24 protein-coding genes and 1 pseudogene are annotated in these 23,710 nt (G+C 39.9%); 14 read left to right on the forward strand and 11 right to left on the reverse strand.

Going from position 1 to position 23,710, the window contains the following annotated elements; translation table 11 throughout:
- Positions 1-157 precede the first annotated feature (157 nt).
- The 5 genes from I8T81_RS02125 to I8T81_RS02145 are packed head-to-tail and all read left to right on the forward strand — an operon-like array spanning position 158 to position 3,399.
- The gene (locus I8T81_RS02125) at positions 158-976 is read left to right on the forward strand and encodes an ABC transporter ATP-binding protein (protein ID WP_004705339.1); all 819 of its coding nucleotides are present in this window, start codon (positions 158-160) and stop codon (positions 974-976) included.
- Positions 973-1,749 (forward strand): lipid asymmetry maintenance ABC transporter permease subunit MlaE, encoded by a 777-nt coding sequence (gene mlaE / locus I8T81_RS02130; protein WP_004705340.1) that lies wholly within the window; start codon positions 973-975, stop codon positions 1,747-1,749. The genes I8T81_RS02125 and mlaE overlap by 4 nt, the downstream gene beginning before the upstream one ends.
- Positions 1,749-2,432 (forward strand): outer membrane lipid asymmetry maintenance protein MlaD, encoded by a 684-nt coding sequence (mlaD, locus tag I8T81_RS02135; RefSeq protein ID WP_019457797.1) that lies wholly within the window; start codon positions 1,749-1,751, stop codon positions 2,430-2,432. The genes mlaE and mlaD overlap by 1 nt, the downstream gene beginning before the upstream one ends.
- Before the next feature lie 26 nt (positions 2,433-2,458).
- The gene (locus tag I8T81_RS02140) at positions 2,459-3,100 is read left to right on the forward strand and encodes an MlaC/ttg2D family ABC transporter substrate-binding protein (RefSeq protein WP_039253560.1); all 642 of its coding nucleotides are present in this window, start codon (positions 2,459-2,461) and stop codon (positions 3,098-3,100) included.
- An 11-nt stretch (positions 3,101-3,111) separates the two neighbouring features.
- On the forward strand, positions 3,112-3,399 hold the full coding sequence (locus tag I8T81_RS02145; protein ID WP_019457795.1) for an STAS domain-containing protein: 288 nt from the start codon (positions 3,112-3,114) through the stop codon (positions 3,397-3,399).
- Between the two features lie 73 nt (positions 3,400-3,472).
- Here I8T81_RS02145 and I8T81_RS02150 read toward each other — a convergent pair whose 3' ends face one another.
- On the reverse strand, positions 3,473-4,486 hold the full coding sequence (locus tag I8T81_RS02150; protein ID WP_004705344.1) for a magnesium and cobalt transport protein CorA: 1,014 nt from the start codon (positions 4,484-4,486) through the stop codon (positions 3,473-3,475).
- A gap of 157 nt (positions 4,487-4,643) precedes the next feature.
- On the opposite strand from I8T81_RS02150, the gene I8T81_RS02155 reads away from it, so the two are divergent.
- Together I8T81_RS02155 and I8T81_RS02160 are read left to right on the forward strand one after the other, a co-directional pair.
- Positions 4,644-5,225: an LOG family protein gene (locus tag I8T81_RS02155; protein ID WP_004705346.1), complete on the forward strand. Its 582-nt coding sequence runs from the start codon at positions 4,644-4,646 to the stop codon at positions 5,223-5,225.
- A gap of 14 nt (positions 5,226-5,239) precedes the next feature.
- Entirely contained in the window at positions 5,240-5,638 is a 399-nt protein-coding gene (locus I8T81_RS02160; RefSeq protein WP_004705348.1) for an NUDIX hydrolase, read from the forward strand.
- Between the two features lie 5 nt (positions 5,639-5,643).
- On the opposite strand, the gene I8T81_RS02165 is transcribed toward I8T81_RS02160, so the two are convergent.
- Positions 5,644-6,279 (reverse strand): ComF family protein, encoded by a 636-nt coding sequence (locus I8T81_RS02165; protein WP_198072032.1) that lies wholly within the window; start codon positions 6,277-6,279, stop codon positions 5,644-5,646.
- Positions 6,272-8,317: an ATP-dependent DNA helicase RecG gene (gene recG / locus I8T81_RS02170; RefSeq protein WP_174743389.1), complete on the reverse strand. Its 2,046-nt coding sequence runs from the start codon at positions 8,315-8,317 to the stop codon at positions 6,272-6,274. Before recG ends, I8T81_RS02165 begins: the two co-directional genes overlap by 8 nt.
- 20 nt (positions 8,318-8,337) lie before the next feature.
- Between recG and I8T81_RS02175 the strand changes: the two genes are divergently transcribed.
- Both I8T81_RS02175 and I8T81_RS02180 read left to right on the forward strand, forming a co-directional pair.
- Positions 8,338-9,165, forward strand: coding sequence for an NAD(P)H-binding protein (locus I8T81_RS02175; protein WP_198072033.1), 828 nt, complete (start codon positions 8,338-8,340; stop codon positions 9,163-9,165).
- A gap of 67 nt (positions 9,166-9,232) precedes the next feature.
- Entirely contained in the window at positions 9,233-10,219 is a 987-nt protein-coding gene (locus I8T81_RS02180; protein WP_198072735.1) for a putative solute-binding protein, read from the forward strand.
- Between the two features lie 42 nt (positions 10,220-10,261).
- Here the strand turns inward: I8T81_RS02180 and plsB are convergent, their stop codons facing one another.
- Entirely contained in the window at positions 10,262-12,835 is a 2,574-nt protein-coding gene (gene plsB, locus I8T81_RS02185; protein WP_004705358.1) for a glycerol-3-phosphate 1-O-acyltransferase PlsB, read from the reverse strand.
- A 275-nt stretch (positions 12,836-13,110) separates the two neighbouring features.
- On the opposite strand from plsB, the gene I8T81_RS02190 reads away from it, so the two are divergent.
- Together I8T81_RS02190 and I8T81_RS02195 are read left to right on the forward strand one after the other, a co-directional pair.
- Positions 13,111-13,983 (forward strand): acyl-CoA thioesterase, encoded by an 873-nt coding sequence (locus I8T81_RS02190; RefSeq protein WP_198072034.1) that lies wholly within the window; start codon positions 13,111-13,113, stop codon positions 13,981-13,983.
- A 106-nt stretch (positions 13,984-14,089) separates the two neighbouring features.
- On the forward strand, positions 14,090-15,355 hold the full coding sequence (locus I8T81_RS02195) for a dicarboxylate/amino acid:cation symporter (RefSeq protein ID WP_198072736.1): 1,266 nt from the start codon (positions 14,090-14,092) through the stop codon (positions 15,353-15,355).
- Between the two features lie 43 nt (positions 15,356-15,398).
- Here the strand turns inward: I8T81_RS02195 and I8T81_RS02200 are convergent, their stop codons facing one another.
- The 7 genes and pseudogenes from I8T81_RS02200 to I8T81_RS02225 form a co-directional block, all read right to left on the reverse strand.
- Complete coding sequence (locus tag I8T81_RS02200; RefSeq protein ID WP_191001072.1) at positions 15,399-16,349, reverse strand: metal-dependent hydrolase; 951 nt, start codon at positions 16,347-16,349, stop codon at positions 15,399-15,401.
- 123 nt (positions 16,350-16,472) lie between these two features.
- On the reverse strand, positions 16,473-17,249 hold the full coding sequence (yihA, locus tag I8T81_RS02205) for a ribosome biogenesis GTP-binding protein YihA/YsxC (RefSeq protein WP_019457788.1): 777 nt from the start codon (positions 17,247-17,249) through the stop codon (positions 16,473-16,475).
- A gap of 108 nt (positions 17,250-17,357) precedes the next feature.
- Positions 17,358-17,795 (reverse strand): RrF2 family transcriptional regulator, encoded by a 438-nt coding sequence (locus I8T81_RS02210; protein WP_019457787.1) that lies wholly within the window; start codon positions 17,793-17,795, stop codon positions 17,358-17,360.
- Positions 17,796-17,879: 84 nt separating this feature from the next.
- Positions 17,880-18,644 (reverse strand): globin domain-containing protein, encoded by a 765-nt coding sequence (locus I8T81_RS02215; protein WP_049064635.1) that lies wholly within the window; start codon positions 18,642-18,644, stop codon positions 17,880-17,882.
- A gap of 23 nt (positions 18,645-18,667) precedes the next feature.
- Positions 18,668-18,798 (reverse strand): annotated as a pseudogene (locus I8T81_RS19075) (hypothetical protein).
- Positions 18,786-20,321: a helicase HerA-like domain-containing protein gene (locus I8T81_RS02220; protein ID WP_198072035.1), complete on the reverse strand. Its 1,536-nt coding sequence runs from the start codon at positions 20,319-20,321 to the stop codon at positions 18,786-18,788. Before I8T81_RS02220 ends, I8T81_RS19075 begins: the two are co-directional and overlap by 13 nt.
- 43 nt (positions 20,322-20,364) lie before the next feature.
- On the reverse strand, positions 20,365-21,555 hold the full coding sequence (locus I8T81_RS02225) for a PLP-dependent transferase (protein WP_198072036.1): 1,191 nt from the start codon (positions 21,553-21,555) through the stop codon (positions 20,365-20,367).
- 168 nt (positions 21,556-21,723) lie between these two features.
- On the opposite strand from I8T81_RS02225, the gene I8T81_RS02230 reads away from it, so the two are divergent.
- From I8T81_RS02230 to rplC, 3 genes are all read left to right on the forward strand, one after another.
- On the forward strand, positions 21,724-22,452 hold the full coding sequence (locus I8T81_RS02230; RefSeq protein ID WP_198072037.1) for a type 1 glutamine amidotransferase: 729 nt from the start codon (positions 21,724-21,726) through the stop codon (positions 22,450-22,452).
- A gap of 241 nt (positions 22,453-22,693) precedes the next feature.
- Complete coding sequence (gene rpsJ / locus I8T81_RS02235) at positions 22,694-23,005, forward strand: 30S ribosomal protein S10 (protein ID WP_000070912.1); 312 nt, start codon at positions 22,694-22,696, stop codon at positions 23,003-23,005.
- A 57-nt stretch (positions 23,006-23,062) separates the two neighbouring features.
- Complete coding sequence (rplC, locus tag I8T81_RS02240; RefSeq protein WP_002049740.1) at positions 23,063-23,701, forward strand: 50S ribosomal protein L3; 639 nt, start codon at positions 23,063-23,065, stop codon at positions 23,699-23,701.
- Positions 23,702-23,710 lie beyond the last annotated feature (9 nt).

The raw sequence follows: 23,710 nt of genomic DNA on the forward strand, positions 1-23,710 counted from the left end.
TGTAGATCAGTTCCAAGTGCTCAATCAGTAAATTCCCTTCAAAAACTAACCTATATTTATACTTTTAGTTGTCTTTGCTTTTGTCAAAATTACAACAAGATTCCCAAAATTCAGTGTTATAGTATGCGGGCATAAAAGTGCAGGAATGATTGCCATTATGAATAATAAAACTCCTCTCTCGACTCAGTCACTCATTGAAGTGAAAAATTTGAGTTTTAATCGAGGGGAACGCGTCATTTATGACAATATTAGTTTAAATATACGTCGCGGTCAGATTACGGCCATTATGGGACCATCTGGTACAGGTAAAACGACTTTATTACGTTTGATTGGTGGACAACTTGTTCCTGATCAGGGTGAGGTTTTGCTTGATGGCAAAGATATTGCTCAAATGTCACGTCAGGAATTGTTTGCCGCTCGTGCGCGTATGGGAATGCTCTTCCAAAGTGGCGCTTTATTTACCGATATGTCGGTTTATGAAAATGTCGCTTTTCCAATCCGTGCACATACCAAGCTTTCTGAAAATTTGATTGCTGAACTGGTTGCTTTAAAGCTTGAGTCTGTTGGCCTGCGTGGAACAGAACAGCTCATGCCTACCGAGTTATCAGGCGGTATGAATCGACGAGTTGCTTTGGCTCGTGCAATCGCGCTTGATCCAGATTTAATCATGTATGACGAACCATTTGCTGGGCAAGACCCCATTGTAAAAGGTGTTTTAACTCGTCTTATTCGTTCGTTACGTGAAGCTTTGGATTTAACCACCATTATTGTTTCGCATGATGTTTCCGAAACCTTATCTATTGCCGATTACATTTATGTTGTAGCGGAAGGAAAGATTCAAGGGGAAGGAACGCCGGAAGAATTGCAAAAATATGCTTCTCCTTTTGTAAAACAGTTCTTAACCGGTTCGGCAGAAGGTCCGGTTGAGTACCAGTTTAGCCATCAAGCTTATTTAGATAACGAGGTTCGTCCATGAATACGATTGCCTGGTTAGGTAGACTCGTTATTGAGCGGATTCGAGGGATTGGTGTTGCGGCACTGATGCTCTTACAGATTATTTTTTCATTACCTTCATCGGGTGGTTTTGGGCGTTTCGTCTATCAAATGCATCGTGTAGGGGTAATGTCTTTACTTATTATTACGGTATCAGGTTTATTTATTGGTCTGGTACTCGGACTACAAGGCTACTCAATATTGGTCAATGTGGGTAGTGAATCAATGCTAGGCACTATGGTGTCTTTAACTTTGCTGCGTGAGCTTGCACCAGTTGTTGCTGCTTTACTCTTCGCTGGGCGCGCAGGTTCTGCATTAACTGCTGAAATTGGTTCGATGAAACAAAGTGAGCAGCTTGCCAGTATGGAAATGATTGGTGTTGATCCTTTAAAGCAAATCGTCTCACCACGTCTTTGGGCTGGCATAGTCAGTTTACCAATGTTAACTGTTATCTTTGCTGCGATTGGTATTGTTGGCGGCAAAATGGTTGGCGTTGATTTTCTTGGCGTTGATGAAGGCTCCTTCTGGAGTGGTATGCAAAATAATGTTCAATTTGGCCATGATGTTGTAAATGGCATCATTAAGAGCATTGTATTTGCTTTACTTTGTACATGGATTGCAGTTTTCCAAGGGTATGCGTGTGATCCAACACCTGAAGGCATTGCGACAGCAATGACCCGTACGGTTGTATATTCTTCATTATGTGTTTTAGGTTTTGATTTCGTGTTGACTGCGGTCATGTTCGGAGGGATTTAATGAAATCACGTACTAGTGAGCTGGCCGTAGGTATTTTTGTCATTATCTTCGGTATTGCTTTGTTTTTTTTAGCGATGAAAGTAAGTGGTTTAGTTGGTACAAACTTGAGTGATGGCTACACGATGAAAGCTCAGTTTGACAACGTTAATGGACTTAAGCCTCGTGCTAAAGTAACGATGAGCGGTGTAACAATTGGTCGTGTTGATTCAATTACACTTGATCCGGTTACACGTTTAGCTACAGTAACTTTTGACCTTGATGGAAAACTGACAAGTTTTAATGCTCAGCAGTTAAAAGAAGTTCAAAAAAATGCTTTAGACGAATTGCGTTATAGTTCTGATTATACGCAAGCGACGCCAGCGCAACAAAAAACAATGGAACAGCAACTGATCAGTAACATGTCATCCATCACCAGTATTGATGAAGATGCTTATATAATGGTTGCAACCAATGGTTTGTTGGGTGAGAAATATTTAAAAATCGTACCAGGTGGTGGTCTTAACTACCTTAAACGTGGTGATACGATTTCTAACACCCAAGGAACGATGGATTTAGAAGATTTAATTAGTAAATTTATTACTGGTGGTGGCGCAGGTAAAGTTGCCGCTGGTTCATCATCCTCAGCAGAAGAAAAAGCTCCTGCAAGTACTGACAGCAGCGCACAGCCGTCATTTGTTGAGTAAGAGATTATTTGAAGGAGTGGTTCCAGGTGAATAAGTTGTTTAAACAAACCCTGACAGCAAGTATTTTGTCTACTATGATTGCTGGTACAGCTTTTGCTGCACCTTCAGAAGCACCACCTGATTTTATTAAGCGTGTTGCTGATGGTTTGATTGCTCGTTTGAAAACAGACCATGCCAAGTTGCAAAACAATCCTGCTTTGGTTAAATCAATCATACGTCAGAACTTAGACCCGTATGTTGATTCACAAGCGTTCACTCGTATTGTGATGGGTACTTATGCGACAAATCAGTATAGTACTGCTGCACAACGTGCTCAGTTTGAAACAAACTTCCGTAATACTTTAATTGAGAATTACGGTAGTGCATTTGCTAAATACACAAACCAAACTTACACCATGCGTCCTTATAAGGCGACAGCAGGTAAAAACCCAGTTGTGACTTTAGACTTTAACCACAATGGCGACAAAATTCCTGTGTCGTTCCAGTTGGCTGACAAAGGTTCACAGTGGAAAATCCGTAACATCAATGTTTCTGGTATTGATTTAGGGTTACAGTTCCGCAACCAGTTTGCTGCAACTGTGAAGCGTAATGGCGGCGATTTGAATAAAGCAATTGCGACATTCCAACCTGATGCAGATGCTGCTGTTAATCAGAACAAACAAAAATAAGTAGGTGAAGAGTGGTTCAGTATCTTAACCAAGAGTTAGTTGTTTCAGGCAAAATCGATTTTGAAAATGCTGAGCAACAATACCAAGCTGGATTGGCAATTATTAAGAAGCAAACAAGCTTTCCTTTAATAGTCGATCTAAAACAGCTTGAGCATGGTAATACGTTGGCATTGGCGGTGTTAGTCCAATGGCTACGTCAGACTCCGCAGAAGGCTGGCTTACATTTTAAAAATGTTCCAGAGAAGATGCTGAAAATCATTCAAGCTTGCCATTTGCAAGAAGACCTACATTTGGTCTAGTCATGCAAAAATAAAAAAGCACCTAAATTTAGGTGCTTTTTTTATAAAAATTAATAGGGGATAAGTGCAGATTTTAAATCCATTTCTTCCAGCGGAAGTAAATGATAGGGCCAATAAAAAAGCCGACAATAATTAATAGCACTGCGATAAAACTACTTTTACCATGAGCAAAAGGCAATACTTCAGTGTTCATACCATAGATACTCGCGATCAGCATTGGTGGCGCTAACATACTTGGTAAAATCGAGAATCGACGAATCGTATCGTTTTGCTCGGTGTTAATGAACCCGGAAGTTGTATCAAGCAAGAATCGTACTTTTTGGAATAAGAACGCATCATGTTCTACAAGCGAGCGGACGTCTTCACTGAGCTCTCGGATATCTGCATCGTAGATGTGACTACCTAAGGCTCGTGGACGAGATAAAAAGGTTAAGACCCGACGTAAATCAATTAAACAAAGTTGTGCCTTTCCAAGCATGTCTTCTTGTTGAGCCAAGCGGGTAATCATGTCATCAAGGTCCAAAATTTTCTCACGTTGATGGTTGTTAAGCACCTCAGTAGAGTATTTTTCTAGATCCTTGTGGATATCTTCTAAGATATCCGCAAGCTCATCTAGCTTTGCTTCAAGCAGACCTAATAAAATCCAAGTTGGATCTTTGTAATCCATTTCATAGTCATTACGGCGAGCTCGGGCACGAAATGCACGAAACGCAACGAGCTTTTCACCGCGTAATGTAAATAAGCGATCTTTGTGTAAAATGAATGCTACGGTTTGTACCATGGCAAGCATATGTGATGACTCTTCAGCATCTCCATCGACCTGATAATTTTTATTTTTCGTTAAAAAATAGGTACTGATATGCAAAATACCGTCATCATCGCGGTAGAATCGAGCAGAAGAAGAAATGTCTTCTAGGGACTTTAGTGTAGGTAAGTTCTGATCGTAGGCATCTAAGACCCATTGTTGTTCTTCTTGAGAGGGTGCAATTAGATCAAGCCATACTAATTCGGGATGTAGATCAAATCCACCGTTGATGGTGGCATCTTCCAGACTTCCGCGTTCTGTGGCATAAAAGGCTTCAAGCATGTGTCTTTTTTCCTCACGCAGTCTGATGGAAATTGATGGGTGTATTTTAGACAAGGATTTGCCGAAAAACACTTGCCAATACACTATTTTGCAAAAAAAAACTCTGTCGATAGTCTAGTTTGTCAGCATGACAGTTCAATAAAACGGTTTTTATACTATGAATTCAATTTGCATTTTCTGTGGTTCATCTTTAGGTTCAGACCCAATCTTTCAACAAATTGCTCAATTAACCGGTCAAACTATTGCCAAGCAAGGTAAAACTCTCGTTTATGGCGGTGGTCGTTCAGGTTTAATGGGCGTTGTCGCTGATAGTGCTTTGCAAGCCGGTGGGCAGGTCATTGGCGTCATTCCTCGTGCTTTAGTCGATCGCGAGTTAGCTCATCCCGGACTGACAAAGTTATATGTCGTCGAGAATATGCATGAGCGTAAGACCAAAATGGCAGATCTGTCGGACGGTTTTATTGCGTTACCAGGTGGGGCAGGTACATTGGAAGAAATCTTTGAACAATGGACATGGGCACAATTAGGTATTCATCAAAAGCCGTGTGCTTTTCTAAATGTAGCGGGCTTTTATGAAGATTTGCTTAAAATGGTTCAAGGAACTGTAGATAAAGGTTTTAGTCAGGCACGGTTCGCTGATAAATTGATCGCTTCGGATAAAATTGAGGATATTCTTCAACAATTTGAACAATATCAACCACCAGCTCCAAAATGGGCTAATGCAGATGTTCAACCATAAACGAGGTTAAATCGGTGAAAATAATTACGGTCGCCGCTGCGGTGATCTTAAATGAGCACAATGAATTATTACTGGTTAGAAAGCGTGATACACAAGCTTTTATGCAAGTAGGCGGTAAGCTGGAGCCGAATGAGGCTCCGGAAACAGCCATACAACGTGAAATTCTGGAAGAAGTTGGCAGCTCTTGTGTAATAGAGCAGTTTATAGGACAGTTTGAGACAGCAGCTGCTAATGAGCCAGATCATACGCTGATTAGCCATTTATATTTGGTTCGATTAAAACAGTCTCCACAAATTGCAGCCGAAATTGCTGAAATGAAGTGGATAAAATTTAATGATTCCGAAACTAAACTTGCGCCATTAACCAAAGAAATAGTAATTCCATGGTGTGAGCAAAACTTATCTGCAATTTAATAATTTTAATATGATGTAGATGAGGCAGCAGCTAGGCAGCTTGCATAAATAGATGTGCACCCTAGCTGTTTTAGCACTAGACTTAAAGCGGAAATTGAACTTCCTGTTGTGATCACATCATCAATAATCAGCACACGACGGTAGCGCCGTTTTTCTTGAGGTATCGCAACAAATTGCTGTTCAATATTTTCAAATCTTTCGAGTCGAGATAATCCTTTTTGTGAACGCTCATTGAGGCGTTTGACAGGCTGCCAAACGGGTATTCTTAATTGTTTACTTAGAAGCTTGGCAAGTAATAATGATTGATTAAAACCTCGCTCCGTTAAACGCTCTTTAGAAATAGGCATAGGTACTATGGCTTGTACCTTAGGAAATTTTATTTGCTGTAAAACCTCAGCAAGTAGGGTTTGGTAATGTAATTTTTGTTCATATTTAAACTGCTGAATTATACGGTTAATTGGATAGGCATAATGGCAGGCCACAAGGACAGATAGATCATTACGCTGAACTGTCTGCTTAAGCCATGGTAGTTGTTCCCAACATTCTTTACAAAGCGAGTGCTTACCCCGCGTTCCTATTTCACATAACAGGCAAGGGGACAAGAACTGAAAAAGATATTGAGGATTGAACAACTTAAACATAAGCGTATCGGGGTGCTTCCGGTAGCCAGCGTTTCAAGAGGGCATCAGCTTGTTGTGGATAGTCTTTTAGAACCTGTTGTGCAACATAATGCGCTTGACTCAGTAAATGATCATCTCGTTCTAATCGCGCGACTCTAAACCCCATATCACCTGTTTGTTTGGTTCCTAATAACTCACCCGGACCTCTTAGTTCAAGGTCTTTTTCTGCAATCACAAAGCCATCATTACTCTCTCTTAAAATCGAAAGTCTTTCTTGCCCATTTTGTGAAAGTGGTGGTTTATAAAGAAGAACGCAAAAACTGGCTTTTGCACCTCGTCCGACACGACCACGTAATTGGTGTAGCTGTGAAAGGCCTAAACGCTCAGCATTTTCAATAACCATAATCGAAGCGTTGGGTACATCTACACCCACTTCAATGACAGTTGTGGCAATCAGAAGCTGTAGTTCGTTATTTTTAAATGCTTGCATGACAGATTGCTTTTCATCAGCTTTCATTTTGCCATGAACTAAACCAATATTAAGTTCAGGAAAGCGCTCTCTCATTTCTTGATAGGTGGCTTCCGCGGCTTGAGCATCTAAAGTTTCGGACTGTTCAACCAGAGTACATACCCAGTAAGCTTGTTTGCCTTCTCGACAATTTGTAGCAATTCGATTTAGCACTTCTTCACGACGGTCTAGCGGAATCGTGACTGTCTGAATTGGTGTACGACCTGGTGGTAATTCATCAATAATGGATGTGTCTAAATCGCCATAAGCACTCATTGCTAATGTTCTAGGAATTGGCGTTGCAGTCATGACCAATTGATGAGGGGTAAGTTGTTCAGCGCCTTTATTGCGTAGAGCCAATCGTTGATCTACCCCGAAGCGATGTTGCTCATCAATAATCACAAGACCTAACTTTGCAAACCCAACGTTATCTTGAAATAAGGCATGAGTACCTACAATCAGTTCTGCATGACCTTCTTTAATTTGTTGTTCAGCTTGTGCTCGCGCTTTACCTTTTTGTTTGCCTGATAACCAAGCGACAGTAATGCCTAAAGGTTCAAACCAACGTTTAAAGTTTAAATAATGCTGCTCTGCCAAAATTTCGGTAGGTGCCATTAATGCAACTTGCCAATCGGCCTCTAATGCATGGCATGCTGCAACTGCCGCAACTAGAGTTTTCCCTGCACCTACGTCACCTTGTACTAAACGTAGCATAGGCTGGTGTTGTTTTAAGTCGCTTAAAATTTCTTTGGATACACGCTTTTGTGCATTGGTCATTTGAAATGGTAAAGCTTCTAACAGTTTTTTTGCCAGTACCTTACTGCTTGGGAAAGCGGGTGAGGCAATTTGACGAATATAAGCACGTCGTGTGAGAAGGCTAATTTGGTGTGCAACCAGTTCTTCAAAAATAAGACGCTGCTGTGCAGGGTGAGATCCTTCGGCCAATTGAATCATATTGGCATCGACAGGTGGCTCATGAATGTAATGTAATGCTTCTTTGAGTGCATATCCATTTGTATATTGCTTGGGAAGCAACTCAGGTAAGGCATCACTATGATGCTTCAACGCCTGTTTAACATATTCGCGTAATTTAGGTTGTGTTAATCCATCAGTGCTCGGGTAAATTGCTGTGAGCTGAGTTTTTGGCAGAGGTGTGTGTTCATTAATGAGCTGAATTTCTGGATGATAAAGCTCAAGTCCTCGTGCGCCTACGCGAACTTCACCAAAAATACGTAAACGGTTACCAGGTTTTATTTTATCGGTTAAGTTTTTATAAATATGATAAAAACGTAAAGTCACCTTACCAAATTCATCTTGTATTAATGCAGCCATAGATTTACGTTTACCTGGAGGGAAATCAACAGATTTGACTTCACCCTCGAGTAAATAACTACGACCAACCACCAACTGATTCATAGGAATAATGGTACTGCGATCTTCATAATCACGGGGCAGATGAAACAGTAAATCATCTGTGGTAAAAATATTTAGTTTTTCGAGTAGGGCTGCTGAAGCCGATCCAACGCCTTGTAACTGATGGACTGAAGTCATGTCCCCTCAACGAGTTCTCTATGCATATATTATTTATCGGTTATGGTAAAACATCTCAGCGTGTTGCTAAACAACTATTTGAGACAGGACATCAAATTACCACAATTAGCCGTAGTGAAAAAACAGATCCTTACGGGACACACCTCATACAGGATATTTTTACGCTCGATTTAAGTGAAATTGCGCCTGTAGATGTCGTTTATATTTTGCTTTCTCCAGACGATAGTACAGTTCAAGGTTATCATCATACTTACGTGGATAGTATTGAGCCTATTCGACAGGCTTTAAAATCACATGCAGTCAAAAGATTAATTGTGGTGTCATCTACGCGGGTATATGGTGAAAATTCTGGTGAAACGATTGATGATGAAAGTCAGATTCATCCGAATGATGCTCAAGGCCATATTCTTCATAATATGGAATTGCTATGGCAGAAATACTTTCCAGCTCAATGCGTGATTGTACGTCCCACAGGGATTTATGGTGCTTCGGTTGATCGATTAAAACGCATGGCTGAAAACACACAAACCTACCCAAATATTCACTATAGTAATCGTATTCATATTGATGACTTGGCAAGATTTTTAGCATTTTTAGCTGATTATGAAAAACCGCATAAGAGTTATCTTGTTGCCAATAATGCCCCTGTACCGTTACATGAAGTCATCCTTTGGTTTCAGAGCCAGTTAGACTTACCGTTGCTTACCTTAGATTCAGCTCATGTTTCAGGTAAAAAAATATATGCGAAACACTTATTTGAAACAGGTTTTCAACTTGAACACCCAATTTGCTTTAATGACTATTTATTATGTTTAAATGCTCATAGTACAAACCAAAATTTAGACTAAACTTTAAATAACAATAGAAATACCTGAAGAGGCAAATAAATTGCCGATAAAGATAAAAATGTTGAAAGTGAAGAAATTTTATTTAGCGCTTATTTTGAGTGCAATGTCTGTTGCGAGTTGGGCAGAGGATCAGTTGTGGTGTACATATGATCCTATGGGCACCCAAGGGGATATAACGCGTCGTTTAAATGACATCCGATTATATGCTCAGCAATATAATGTTAAATTCAAAGTTGTCAGCTATCAAAAAGAGCAGCAAGCCATTCAAGCTTTTGACGATGGTAAATGTTCGGGTTTAGCAGCCAGTAACTTTAATACGTATCAATACAATCATTTTATGGGAAGTAGTTCAGGTATAGGCCTTATACCTAATAACAGGACTGCCCGAAATTTATTACAGCTTTTAAATCACCCGACAATTGAGAAAAAACTCATTAATCAAGACTATGAAGTGGTTGGTATGATTCCCGTAGGAACAGCCTATATGGTCATGAAAAACAAAAAAATATCGAAAGTGGCACAGCTTAAAGGTCAAAGAGTCGGTGTATTAGCCAATAATCCGCCACAGCAGGCGTTGGTGAGAAGTGTAGGTGCACAGCCAGTCTATGTTGATTTATCCAATGCGATCACTCAGTTCCAGCAAAACAAAATCGATATTATGCCTGCACCGATTTATGGGCTTTTACCATATAACTTACAGAAAGATTTTGGGCCAGACACTCAGGTGATTAACTTTCCACTGGCTTATTTCGGGGTAAATCTAATTATTAAGCCTAAATCGTATCCTGCCAATTTTGGCCGAAAAATTCGGTCTTGGTTTGTGCAAAATAGTCAATTATTAACGAATCGAGCGATACAGTGGGAAAACCATTTGCCAGCTTACTATTGGGTAGATGTTTCTTTTTACGAAAAGCAGAGCTATGACATTATGGTGGCCAAAATACGCAATCAATATGTGCGTTCTGGATATTACGATGCTTACTTTGTTGAATTGATGAAGCGCTTACGTTGTATTGATGATCCACGTTACTTCGAGTGTTCAATGCCTCGATAAAATAAAAGGCAACTTAAGTTGCCTTTTATTTTGAGTCAAACTTTAAGATTTTTTACGTTTTAAACGACGTTTCGCTTGTTGAGAGGCCATTGCTTCAAGTGCTTCTTTTAGTTCTTCATCAGTAAAGGTCGTGATGTGCTGCAACATCTGCAATGTTACTTCATCAAGTACTAACTGTGCGCCTGCTGCCATTTGACGGAAATTATCGTCAAACTCAATCTGGCCTTGATCATTAGTACGGATGTAATTTTGCTGAGTTAAAACTTTAATAAAGCTTTGGAACAATGCTTTGTCAAAGAACTCTGGAGAATTAAACTCATAAAGAACAGACAAGCGTTGACCTAACAAATGACTTAACTCTTCAACTTGTTTTGCTGAAATATTGCCTGAACCGCGCTGAGTAATTAAAGCTAAAGTCATGTAATAGCGTTCTAGACTTTGCTTAACAGGTGTTGCCAATACAACAAGTTGATTGTGCTCTTCAGTGTTTGGTGCAGAGCTAATCAAGTTACCTTCTTCATCTTGATGAATAAGGTTTGATTGAACCAATGCATCTGCATATTGTTCAATCTGTTCTTTAAGCTCACTGCTTTGCCATTTAAGGAACAGTTCAGCTTTTAAGAATGGATAAAGCGTATAGATGACATTACTTAAATCAGCACGACTGATTTTACCGTTATGTTCAACAAGCGATGCAACCAATGAAGGTAAAACGAAAGCATGCAAAATGTTATTACGGAAGTATGTAAGCAGAACTGCTTGATTATCTTCAATCGCAATAATATCGCCCAGTGCATGCTGTACACGCTTAATTAATTTTAGCTTTAAGCCGTAAGCAATAATTTCCTTGCCAGATAGTGGCGTTACTTCTGTACGCTGATCGTAAGGGAAATTCGATGCTAAATTGCGGTAAGCTTCAAGCTGTTTAATACAGATTTCTTCATCAAGGGTATGCTTTGGAGTAGCAAGCAAAATAATTGAGAGTAAAGAAACCGGGTTAATGACTACCGCACGGTTAATATTTTCTAAAATTGCATGTGCAGAGCTATTTACAGCATCTGAAACGGCTTGAGGAATAGGGTCGTCATTTTTCTCGATGTAGACATTTTCTGCGTTATGCTGTTTAAGCAAATCATCAAGGAAAACGGGTTCACCAAAGTTAACGTGTACCTTACCGAAAATGCGTTCAATTTTTCGTAATGTTTTAACAATACCAAAAATAGATTCAGCTTCTTTTGGCTTACCTTGCATTTCGCCAACGTAAGTCGAACCTTCCATCAGGCGCTCATAACCAATATAAGTTGGTACAAATACAATTGGCTTTGTGCGGCCACGTAAATGACTATGAACTGTCATGGCAAGCATACCAGTTTTCGGTGGTAATAAACGACCTGTACGCGAACGACCACCTTCAATAAAGTATTCAAGTGGCGTATTACGAGAAAGAATGCTGTATAAATATTCTTTAAATACAGTTGTATAAAGACCATTGCCACGGAAAGAGCGGCGAATAAAGAAAGCACCACCACCACGTAAAAGCTGGCCCACGAAAGGCAAGTTCAAGTTGTCACCAGCAGCAATATACGGAACCATTAGGCCACGTCTATAAATCACATAAGACAATAATAAGTAGTCAATATGGCTGCGATGACACGGTGTATAAACAATTTCGTAATCTTTCGCGAGCTCACGAACCGTACTAAAGTTGTGAACCTCTACGCCGTCATAAAGCTGAGTCCATAGGCGTGTTAATGCTAAATCTGCAAAACGTACTGCTGAGTGTGAATAGTCAGATACGATTTCATTGACATAACCAATCGCACGACGTTCTGCTTCGAGCATGCTAATTTTGCCGCGAATACTCTCGCGTCGAATAGCCTCTTGCACGTCACGAGACTTTACAACTGACTGCATGACATTGCGACGATCTGATAAGTCAGGACCTAAGACCACTTCACGCTGACGGTCAAGATAGTCATTTAAGGTACTAACAATATAAGTCGCTGGTGAAAGGTTTGGATAATGCTGTTGGGCATATTCAACAAGGTCACGTAAAGACTGCGGTTCATGGAACTCCAAATAAGATTGGCGACCATGTAAACCGATATTCACAAGCTGCTTAACTGTACTTGGCGTTGCCCATGTGTCTGAGAACAAGAGCTTGAACCAAGAGTCTTCTTTATCTGGGGAACGCCCCCACAAAACGGTTACTGGAACCAGTTCTATATCGAGCTCAGGATTTGCCTGTAAAACTTCAATCAGTTTAATTAAGCGAGGTGGAAAAGCATGAGGTGGGGGATTTAATAGGTTATTTTCATCATTATGCTGTAAAAATAAAACTGATGCTTTTTCCTGATGAGAACCGATAACTAACGGATCTAATGCTGGCTTTAAATTTAAACGGCGAGTTTCCCCATCCACCACTAAAGCATTGCTGCGAGAATGGTTTTGTAAGACATAGCACACCACTTTTTGGCGCTCAGTCTTTGCTTCAGTTTCTGTTGTTTCTGATACTGGTTCAGTAGGAACTTCCCCAAGAACATGTGGTGTTACCACGAGGTCAAGTAGCTTACTCGAAAGCCGACGATACATTTGACCAAACCCACTCTTGGACATAAGAACTCCTACTTCTTAAAGACAAATCCCGGCACCAAATGCAGAGGGTAATTATTTTGAGGCATTTATTAAAAAAAACAATATGCTACTTTCTTATAAATTATAATGCTTTTGGCATTTTTTATCGTTAAAAATCGTATTTTTAGCTGTTTTAAGGGCAATGTTCGTCAGAAGTTGACTGATTGTTCCATGTACAAATAGTTTTTTATGGCACAATAGATTCTACACATCTGTCTTTTAATACCAATTTTGCCTGCAATATGAAGGTATCTCTCATGAATGCGTTAACCCAAGAACTGGTTGAGCTGCTCACTTTAGAAAAGCTTGAAGAAAATATTTACCGTGGAATTAGCCGTAATTTGGTCGGTAAACGTGTTTTTGGAGGTCAGGTTTTAGGTCAGGCTTTACGTGCTGCCTCTTATACAACCGACCGTCCTGCGCATTCTATGCATGCTTACTTTTTATATGGTGGCGACATTAATGCTCCAATCATCTATGAAGTAGATCGTTTGCGTGATGGAAAAAGCTTTGTCAGCCGTCAAGTTCGGGCAATCCAGCATGGACGAGTTATTTTCTCGGCAATGATATCTTTCGCCAACCCTGAGGAAGGTTTGAACTACCAGCATTCAGAGCCGGAATACCCAGCTCCTGAGACGTTAAAGTCAGAAAGTGAGCTTAAAGAAGGGATTCTTAATTTCGTACCAGAGAATGTCCGTGCAAGTTTCATGCGTGAACGTCATGTTGAAATTCGTCCGATTGATCCAGTCAATCCATTTCAGCCTCAGCCGGAAGCCCCGTTTAATGCGCACTATATTCGTACTCATGATCGCATTCCAAAACAGCTAGATGACATTGCTTTACACCAAGCAATTGTGGCGTTCTATTCAGATTTTACTTTAATGACTACGGCTTTAAGACCTCATGGTTTAAGCTATATTTCTCCAAGTTTGCAGTGTGCCAGTATTGATCATGCCATTTATTTTCATCGCCCACTTCGTGCTGATGAATGGATGCTTTATGACATGGAAGCCACAGTGAGCGCAGCTTCTCGCGGTCTAAACTTTGGCCGTATGTGGCAACATGGGCAGCTCGTTTGTAGTACGGTGCAAGAAGGTTTGATACGTTTGCGGGAAATTGAAACTCAATAATTAATAATGAGCCATCTAAAAAGATGGCTTTTTTATTTTTAATTCAAAGCATGTGACAAAAAATTGCTCGAATGAAAATCAAGCTCATGTCATATTTGCAAAAGTATTGCCTACTGAAAAAAATAACGTTGATATGAACTTAAATACACAAATTCTGATTGCCGCGATTTTAGGTTTAGCCTTTGGCTTCCTACTCACCATGTATCCTGATACTGCTTTTGTAAAGCATAGTTTATATGGCTTGGGCGTATTAAGTAGTGTTTTTATTGGACTACTTAAAATGTTGTTAGTGCCATTAATTTTTACTTCCATTGTGGTTGGAGTTTCAAATTTACAGGCAGGCGGGCAGTTAGGTCCCGTTTGGAAAATCACATTTTTATGTTGTATCACCACTACCACCTTGGCCTTAATTTTAGGTATTAGCTGTGCTCATTTATTTGAGGTGGGTCGAGGCGTAGATATTTCAATTTTTCAGGCATCCATGCAAAGCTATCAAGCACCAGATAGTTTAAACCCGGCAACTTTCTTCACTAATTTTATTCAAAATACTTTAATTAACCCATTTAAAGCATTTAGTGATGGAAATGTCCTGGCGGTTGTCGTGTTTGCACTATTTGTGGGTGTTGCTTTAGTTCATGGTGGTGAGCGCTTTAAGAGTATCCGCTTATTGAGTCATCAGTTTTTTGAAATGATGATGATGCTGGTTGGATGGGTCATGAAATTGGCGCCATTAGGAATTTTTGCATTACTTGCTAAGTTAATGGCGACAGAAGATATTTCAGTATTAAGTCGACTGGCTGAATTTGCCGTTGTGGTAACCGGAACCACTATTTTTCATGGTGCTGTCGTTTTGCCATTACTGCTTTGGATTTTTGGTCGTATGAGCCCTTGGACTTTTTTCAAAGGTACACGTACAGCTTTAATTACTGCATTCGCAACCAGTTCTAGCTCTGCCACAATGCCGCTGAGTATGAAATGCGCACAAGAAAACTTAGGCGTACGTCCTCAAACGGCGGGTTTTGTGATTCCATTAGGTACGCAGCTCAACATGGATGGTACCGCACTATATGAAGCAGCAGCTGCACTGTTTGTGGCAAATCTAGTAGGACTGGATTTAAATCTGACCCAGCAAATTGTCGTGTGTTTAACAGCAATGATTGCATCACTTGGAGCACCGGGAATTCCGAGCGCGGGTATGGTTACCATGATTATGGTATTGCAGTCTGTGGGTCTACCAGCTGAAGCAATTGCTATTTTACTTCCAATCGACCGGTTGCTCGATACAGTAAGAACAGTGGTAAATGTTCAGGGCGATATGATGATTAGTGTGGTTGTAGATCGATATACAAAAGATAAAGATATCAGTGTCTGATCACTCAATAAAAAAGCAGGATTTATATCCTGCTTTTTTATTTTTAAGCGGCTTGTAGCTCGGCTCTTTTTGCTGCTGGAGATTGAGATAAATAACTTACCGCATCTTCAGTGCTGCCTTCTTTGACCGGATCATACCAAGGCATAAGGTAGTCAATTTGCTGAGCAATAAGCCAAAACGGATTTGGTAATACCTGATTATCCTTACGGCTAATCTTATACCACTCTACAGCAACCCAAACTGGAAAAAATTTAGATTTGGCTGCATCGGCAAAGCGAGGATCTTGCTTCATGATATGTGCTGCGCCATCTACCCATAATCCCAGTACGAGGGTAATAACTGCAAGGCTTAAGTAGTAACGTGGAATATATCCGCCACCAAGATGACGATATAAATCAAAGGCTACTGTGCGATGTTCAATTTCTTCAGAACCATGCCATTTAACCAGATCGACCATTTCTGGATCTGCGCCTAGTTCCTCCCAACGGTTGTTATAAAGCGCATATTTACCGAGTACACAGGTCATATGCTCAACAGTTGCAATAACACCTAAACGGAATAAATCCCATTGCTCTTGCAAGAACTGAGGAACTTCTTTGTCAAAAGGTTTATCTGCCAAAGCGGTGGTAAATAGATAATTCATAACGTCCAGATTTCTCTGAATATCAATATTACGTGCACTTAAATATTCTTTATTGGCAGAAGTATGTGCATTTGCATGCATAGCCTCTTGGCGAATAAATGCTTGAACGTCCTGTTTAAGTTTTTCATCGGTAATGCGAGGTAAAACTTTGTTATATAAACGGCAGAACCAGAACTCTCCAGCAGGCAAGATATTATTAATTTCATTAATAAAGTAACTTGCAAACGGTTGGTTTGGAATCCAGTCTACAGGCGTGTCTTTCCAATCAAATTTCACCTTGCGTGGAAGAATTTTATAATCAATAGAAGAACCTAAAGCCTTATTCTTCAAAAAAGATAGCAATTTCATCATTTAGTCCTGATTTTTAACTCGATGAAGTTATAACGAGTATAAAAAAAGCCCCTGCATTTGTGTTTAGCAATAGGGGCCATTTGAATATAAATTTGATAAAGAAATTGTATCTGCTATGACGATTTACTCTTCAGCATCCTCATCGCTTGCTTCAGGAATCGCATCAACGTCAAATTCTGGCTCTTGATCAAGCGTAAAATGTAAGCGTCCAGCCATTACACTGGCGAGTTCTTCTAAGCCTAGTTTGTTCAATGAAGAAAAAAGCTGAATCGAGAAATCAAGCTTCATTTTTTTCAGTTGTTGTTTAACTTCAAGCAAGACTTTGTTTGCTGGGCCGCGATTAAGTTTGTCTGCTTTAGTTAAAAGAATATGTACAAATAGATGGCGTGAATAAGCCCACTCTAACATCATCATGTCAAAGTGCTGTAAAGGGTGGCGAATATCCATAAGTAACACTAATCCTTGTAAGCTTTTACGATGGATTAGATAGTTCTCTAATTCTTTTTGCCATACACGTTTCATGTCCTCTGGTACGGCAGCATAACCATAACCAGGAAGGTCAACTAGGCGTTGATCAGGATTACCTAGACTGAAGAAGTTAATCATCTGAGTGCGGCCTGGTTTTTTTGAGGCACGTGCGAGTTGTTTTTTGTTGGTTAAGGCATTAATAGCACTAGACTTACCAGCATTTGAGCGTCCTGCAAAAGCAATCTCGTAGCCACTATCTTCAACACAAAGTGCCAATTTAGGTGCACTCATTAAAAACTCAGCTTGGCGTAACCAGTTCAGGGATTGTACGGCATATTCCGTGATCGCTGGATCTGGTTTCTTTTCATAACTGATCTTTTGTTTGGGTGCGAGTCTGGCTTTGGTGTCTTTCGATTTTTCACTACGACGCATAAAAAATAACTTTTTAAATGAGAGGGCTCGCGCCTAGTATAAAGGAGCTTGGTTATTCTTGCTAATTTTCAGTAAGCTTGCTTGTAAAGATAAATAGAATTACGAAGTTTAGATTTGCAAAAAGTCTATCGGAGAGGTATTTGAAGCAGATCTCGGCTGTTGTAAGACTTCTCCAAGCGTGTATTGGTCTAAGCTTTGATAAAAACTTTCTAAAGCCTGATCGAGAATTCCTTTTAAGCCACAATGAGAGCGCAAAACACATGGTGGTGTATTGCATTCAACGATTTGGTTATCACCTTGTAATATACGAACAATTGCACCCAAATTTGAGTTTAGTGCATTAGGATTTAAGCGAATTCCTCCACCTTTGCCGCGAATGGTAATAATCCATTCTTGCTTGCCCATGAAATGAACAACTTTAACCAGATGGTTTTGCGAAACATGCAAATCTTTCGCGATTTCTGCAATCGTATACGGTGCATCACTTGGGCGAGCGACGTACATTAATATTCGTAAAGCATAATCGGTAAATTTATTAAGTTGCATGATCACCAAAAACTAAAGGTTGACGGACGATCATCTTAGCCTGAAAGTCTAAAGAAGAAAACTTTCAGGCCAGAGCTTTTTATATTAGAGCGTTAAAGGAGCTGAAACTTGTACTTGGTCACCCACTCTATAGTGCTCAAGTAAAATATTAGCAACGGAAAATTCAGTATGATTTTCTTCTGGTTGCACCTCAAAGTGGTACGCATTATTTTCCTGAGCTTCTGTAAATTTAAATGCTTTAGGTTGCTCAAGTTGTTGCTCAGGAACTTGTACTTTTACAGAAATAAAAGCATTAGCTGGGCTAGTCAGTACATCTTCATGATCAGTCGCTTTTAACGTAAAGCGCTTGCCAGACTCAAGTGGGTCAATTTGTGTAATTTCAAATGAACGCCAGCCAGCCCATCCACCTTTTAAGCTTTCAAGCTGTTCATATTTTTGTTTTTCAACGCCAATTAAAATATCTGCCAACTGTAAATAAGCTTGTTTCCACGCTTCAATCAGTTCTGATTCAAATGGAACATTTAAAACTTCACTAATTGAATGAAGTAAGTTGTCTCCAACAATTGCATATTGATCTGGTTGAATATCTAAACTTACGTGCTTAGTGGTAATACGCTCAACTGCTTTGGCAAGCACTGTAGGATTTTCAATATTTTCAGCATATGCGAGTACTGCTGCTGCAAGGGCGCGGGGTTGGCGTAAGCTTGTCTGGTCATCTAGGTTAAAAACATTTTTTAATTCAGGACTGTTATTCAACATTCGTTTATAAAAGTATGTAGTCAGTGTAACGCCGTGTTCACGCAATACAGGTACAGTAGATTTTACGAGTTCAATTTGTTGTGGAGTCATGGCTAGACCTTAATTATCTGGCTTTATAAGATGTATTTAAAATACATCTTATAAAAATTAATCGCAATAGTTTTCTTAATAAAACCATAAAAAATTTAAGGGATATAAAATCCCTTAAAATAAAGTGCTGATTTAAATGGTCTATTTTCCAAATAATGAGCCAAGTAATCCGCGTACCAATTTCTGTCCTGTACTGCCGCCTAAAGTGCGTGCAGCGCTTTTTGCAAAAGTTCCCACTATATCTTGAGTTAGTTTTGCTCGTTCTTTTGCAGCACGTTCTTCTTCCTTTTGCAGTTCTCGTGCTAAACGTTCTTGTTCCTTGGCTTGTTGCTTCGCTAAAGCTTCTTGCTCTTTGGCAAGCTCAGCATCCTGTTTTTGCTGCTCACGTTCAGCGACTTTATTTTGCAGCATTTCATAAGCGCTCTCGCGATCTACAACTTGTTCATAGACACCAGCAATAATACTTTGGGAAATTAGGCTTTTTCGTTCTTCAGGTGTAATGGGTGTAAAAGAGGAGTAGGGGGGCATCACCCAGCCACGCTCTACAATTTGTGGAGTACCTTGTTCATCTAGGCAACTAATGAGGGCTTCACCTACCGCTAGCTGTGTAATCGCTTCATCCACTTTGAAATTAGGATTAGCACGAAACGTATCTGCAGCAGTTTTTACTGCCTTTTGATCTTTCGGAGTAAATGCGCGTAGAGCATGTTGTACGCGGTTACCAAGCTGACCCAAAACACTTTCTGGTAAATCAAGTGGATTTTGAGTAATAAAATAAATACCGACACCTTTAGAGCGAATTAAACGTACAACTTGTTCAATTTTCTGTTGTAAAGCTTGACTGGCATTATCAAATAACAAGTGAGCTTCATCGAAGAAAAACACGAGTTTTGGTTTATCCATATCGCCAACTTCTGGAAGCTGTTCAAATAATTCGGAAAGCATCCATAATAAAAAAGTAGCGTATAGCTTGGGTGTATTCATTAGCTTGTCAGCAGCAAGAATATTGATATAGCCGCGGCCATTAGCATCGGTTTGTATAAAGTCCAGAATATTTAAAGCTGGCTCTCCAAAGAACTGATCCCCACCTTGGTCGGCAAGAGCGAGCAAATTGCGCTGAATTGCTCCTAAACTGGCTGGAGATAAGTTGCCGTACTCAGCTTTAAATTCCGCTGCATGTTCACTCACAAAAGTAATCATGGCTTTTAGGTCTTTAAAGTCGACTAACAGTAATCCTTGATCATCTGCGATGCGGAAAACAGCAGATAGAACACCTTCTTGAGTGTCATTTAGATTGAGTATACGTGCTAATAAAATTGGCCCAATTTCAGAAATAGTGGTTCGAATAGGATGGCCTTGTTGCCCAAATAAATCCCAAAAAATAACGGGATTGGCAGCAAAAGGAACGCTATCAATTTGTAGAAGCTTTAAACGCTCATTAAATTTATCCGAAGCCTCTCCAGCTTTTGCTAGGCTAGAAACATCGCCTTTTGCGTCGGCAAGAAAGACGGGAACACCGATTCTAGAAAAACTTTCTGCAAGAACCTTTAGAGTGACTGTTTTACCTGTACCCGTAGCACCTGCAATTAAACCATGCCGGTTAGCAAATTGAGGAAGCAAAACAATTTCTTTAGAGGTGTCATTAATATTTTTAGCAATAACAATCGGTGTACCCATATATTTTTATCCTTCGGTGTGAGTCACTGTTGATCTTGTCGTTTTACAAATATTTCAGCGCATTTTCGATATCTTGAATTAAATCTTGGGGATCTTCCAGACCTATACACAAACGAACCAATAAACCTTGTTGTAAATGTGTATTTTCAAGTTTTCGCATCATTTTTAGATCATAAAGCATGATAAGACTAACTGGACCACCCCAACTAAAACCAAGTTTAAATAGCTTAAGAGCATCACAAAAGCGACGTATAGCTGAAATATCATAGTCAGGTTTAAATATGACACTGACTAATCCTGCACTCTTACCTGTAGTGCAAATCTCTTGCCAATATTGATGACCTGGGGAAGCTTTATCACTTGGATGTAGAACTTGTGCAAATTGAGGCTGTTGCTTTAACCATTCCAATAAAGTTTTCGCATTATTTGATTGCTGTTCATATCGTAGTGACATGTGTGCGAGGCTACGCTGAACTTGTGCTGCATCATCTCCTGAGATAGCAATACCTAGAGTGGCATGTGTACGGAACAGGCGGTGATATAGTTTTTCATCGCAAGTTACAATGCTACCCATCAATATATCGCCACCACCACTTGGATATTTGGTAAGTGCATGCACAGTTAAGTCAACTGATAGATGTTCATTAGAAAAATCAAAAGCATTAAATGCAAGTCCAGCCCCCCAAGTATTATCTAAAGCTGTTAAAACACCTTGAGCTTTTGCTTTTTTTACTAACTCTTTAAGATTTGGAAACTCCATAGTGACAGAGCCTGCAGCCTCTAGCCATAAAAGCTTGGTTTGTTCGGTAGGTTGAAAAGTTGAAACATCAATTGAATTATAAACTTTAACCCTGATGCCATATTGTGCTTTTAAATAGTTTAAATGCTCTAGGTTTGGACCATATATATTGTCTGGTACCCAAACTTCATCACCTGTTCCTAAAAAAGCAGAGTTAACTATATTTATTGCAGATAAACCACTTGGTGCAAGTAAGCCGTACAAACCACCCTCTATTTGCGTAATATTGTCGGCTAAAGTGAATGTGGTAGGTGTGCCATGTGTCCCATAGCTATAATCATAAGGGTCAGTCCAATGGCGATCAAAAAGGTGCGCAGTTGTTTTAAAAATAATAGTTGATGCACGAAATAAGGGAGGTTGCACGGTCTCGATAAACTGAGGTGCTTTTCGTGGTGCATGAATGAGTTGGGTTTGAAAATTGTTATGCTTTTTCATAGGGCGCTGTACTTTAAATAATAAGATTAGATTAAGAGAAAACTTACTTATTCGCTAGATTTTTGATTATTTCTAAGATGTTTCGTTACTGCTGTAACATTCACTAAAAACTTGGCTTTATTTTTGCAAAGATCTAACCAACATTCTAACAACAATAGGTTTAAGCGCATGAAGTCGCATTTACGTGTTCACTATTTCCAACATATTGCTGGTGAAGGTTTTGGAAGTTGCTACTCATTTTTAAAAGCTCATCATGCAACTATTAGCTCTACTGAGTTTTTTGCACTTCCAGTTGATCGTTCTCTTGAAATAGAAGCTTTACCACGAATTGAAGAAGTTGATTTATTATTGGTTATGGGTGGAACCATGAGTGTTAATGACGAAGCAAATTACCCATGGCTGAAAATAGAGAAAAGATGGCTACGTCGATATTTAGCGGCAGGTAAGCCAGCTATAGGTCTTTGCTTGGGAGGCCAACTGATCGCAAATGCATTGGGTGCAGCGGTTAGCCGTAATCGTTATCAAGAACTTGGATGGTCGACAGTTCAAAGAGTTGCAAACTTACCTCAGGAAAGCTTTCCTTTGCCTGAAGAAATTAATGTGATGCAGTGGCATAGCGAAACATTTGAAATACCTAAAGGTGCTATACGTTTGGCTGAGAGCAATGCTTGTCGTAATCAAATGTACCAGATTGGAAAGAATGTATTAGGCTTTCAGTTTCATCCAGAGATGACCCCAGCAGCCCTAAAAATTCTTTTGGAAAATGAGGAAGAACTTTCAATTTTTAGTGGGGAATATGTGCAATCTACACGTGAGCTTGAATATTCAGATGCAAAAAAATTTGAACAGGGTAATCAGCTTTTAAATAAAGCGATTGAATTTGTAATAAATACCTAAAATGATTAACTAAAACAGGATTTGAGCAAAAAATAGAAAAAGAGAATTGCATAAGACTTAAACAATCGTTATAATGAGCGACCCTCAAGAAGAGGGCATTTACTGCGAAGAAAGTAGTAAATGTGCATTACAGTCGTGGCATCGATCACGACCTTGGTGATTATCACTGCCTTTGACACTTACCAATAGGTGAGATGCGTCAAAGGTGATTCTTTATATATTTGGCTTGGAGTTTACTGGTATGTCTAACCAGAGAATTCGTATCCGTCTTAAGTCTTTTGATCATCGTCTGATTGATCAATCTGCTCAAGAGATCGTAGAAACCGCTAAGCGTACCGGCGCACAAGTTTGTGGTCCAATTCCGATGCCTACTCGCATCGAACGCTTCAACGTTCTTACTTCACCGCACGTTAATAAAGATGCGCGTGACCAGTACGAAATCCGCACCTACAAACGTTTGATCGACATCGTTCAACCTACAGATAAAACTGTTGATGCATTGATGAAGTTAGATCTTGCAGCTGGTGTTGATGTTCAGATCGCTTTGGGTTAAGGCTTTCGGTTAATTAACGATTAGTTAATTAGGCCGCTTTTTTAGAGGTTTATGCACATGGCTATTGGTTTAGTCGGTCGCAAATGTGGTATGACTCGCATCTTTACAGATGCTGGTGTTTCTGTACCTGTTACAGTCATCGAAGTCGATCCAAACCGCATTACGCAAATCAAAACACTTGAAACTGATGGTTATCAAGCTGTTCAAGTAACTACTGGTGAACGTCGCGAATCTCGCGTAACTAACGCTCAGAAAGGTCACTTCGCGAAAGCTGGTGTTGCTGCTGGTCGCTTGGTTAAAGAATTCCGTGTTACTGAAGCTGAGCTTGAAGGTCGTGAAGTTGGCGGTACTATTGGCGTTGATTTGTTCACAGTTGGTCAAATTGTTGACGTAACTGGTCAATCAAAAGGTAAAGGTTTCCAAGGTGGTGTTAAACGTTGGAACTTCCGTACCCAAGACGCTACTCACGGTAACTCAGTTTCTCACCGTGTATTAGGTTCTACAGGTCAAAACCAAACTCCTGGACGCGTGTTCAAAGGCAAAAAAATGGCTGGTCACTTAGGTGATGAACGCGTAACAGTACAAGGTCTTGAAATCGTATCTATTGACGCTGAACGTTCTGTTTTAGTTGTTAAAGGTGCAATTCCTGGTGCAACTGGCGGTGACGTAATTGTACGTCCTACCATCAAGGCCTGAGGGGAAATA

Source organism: Acinetobacter seifertii (assembly GCF_016064815.1).
Classification (GTDB): domain Bacteria; phylum Pseudomonadota; class Gammaproteobacteria; order Pseudomonadales; family Moraxellaceae; genus Acinetobacter; species Acinetobacter seifertii.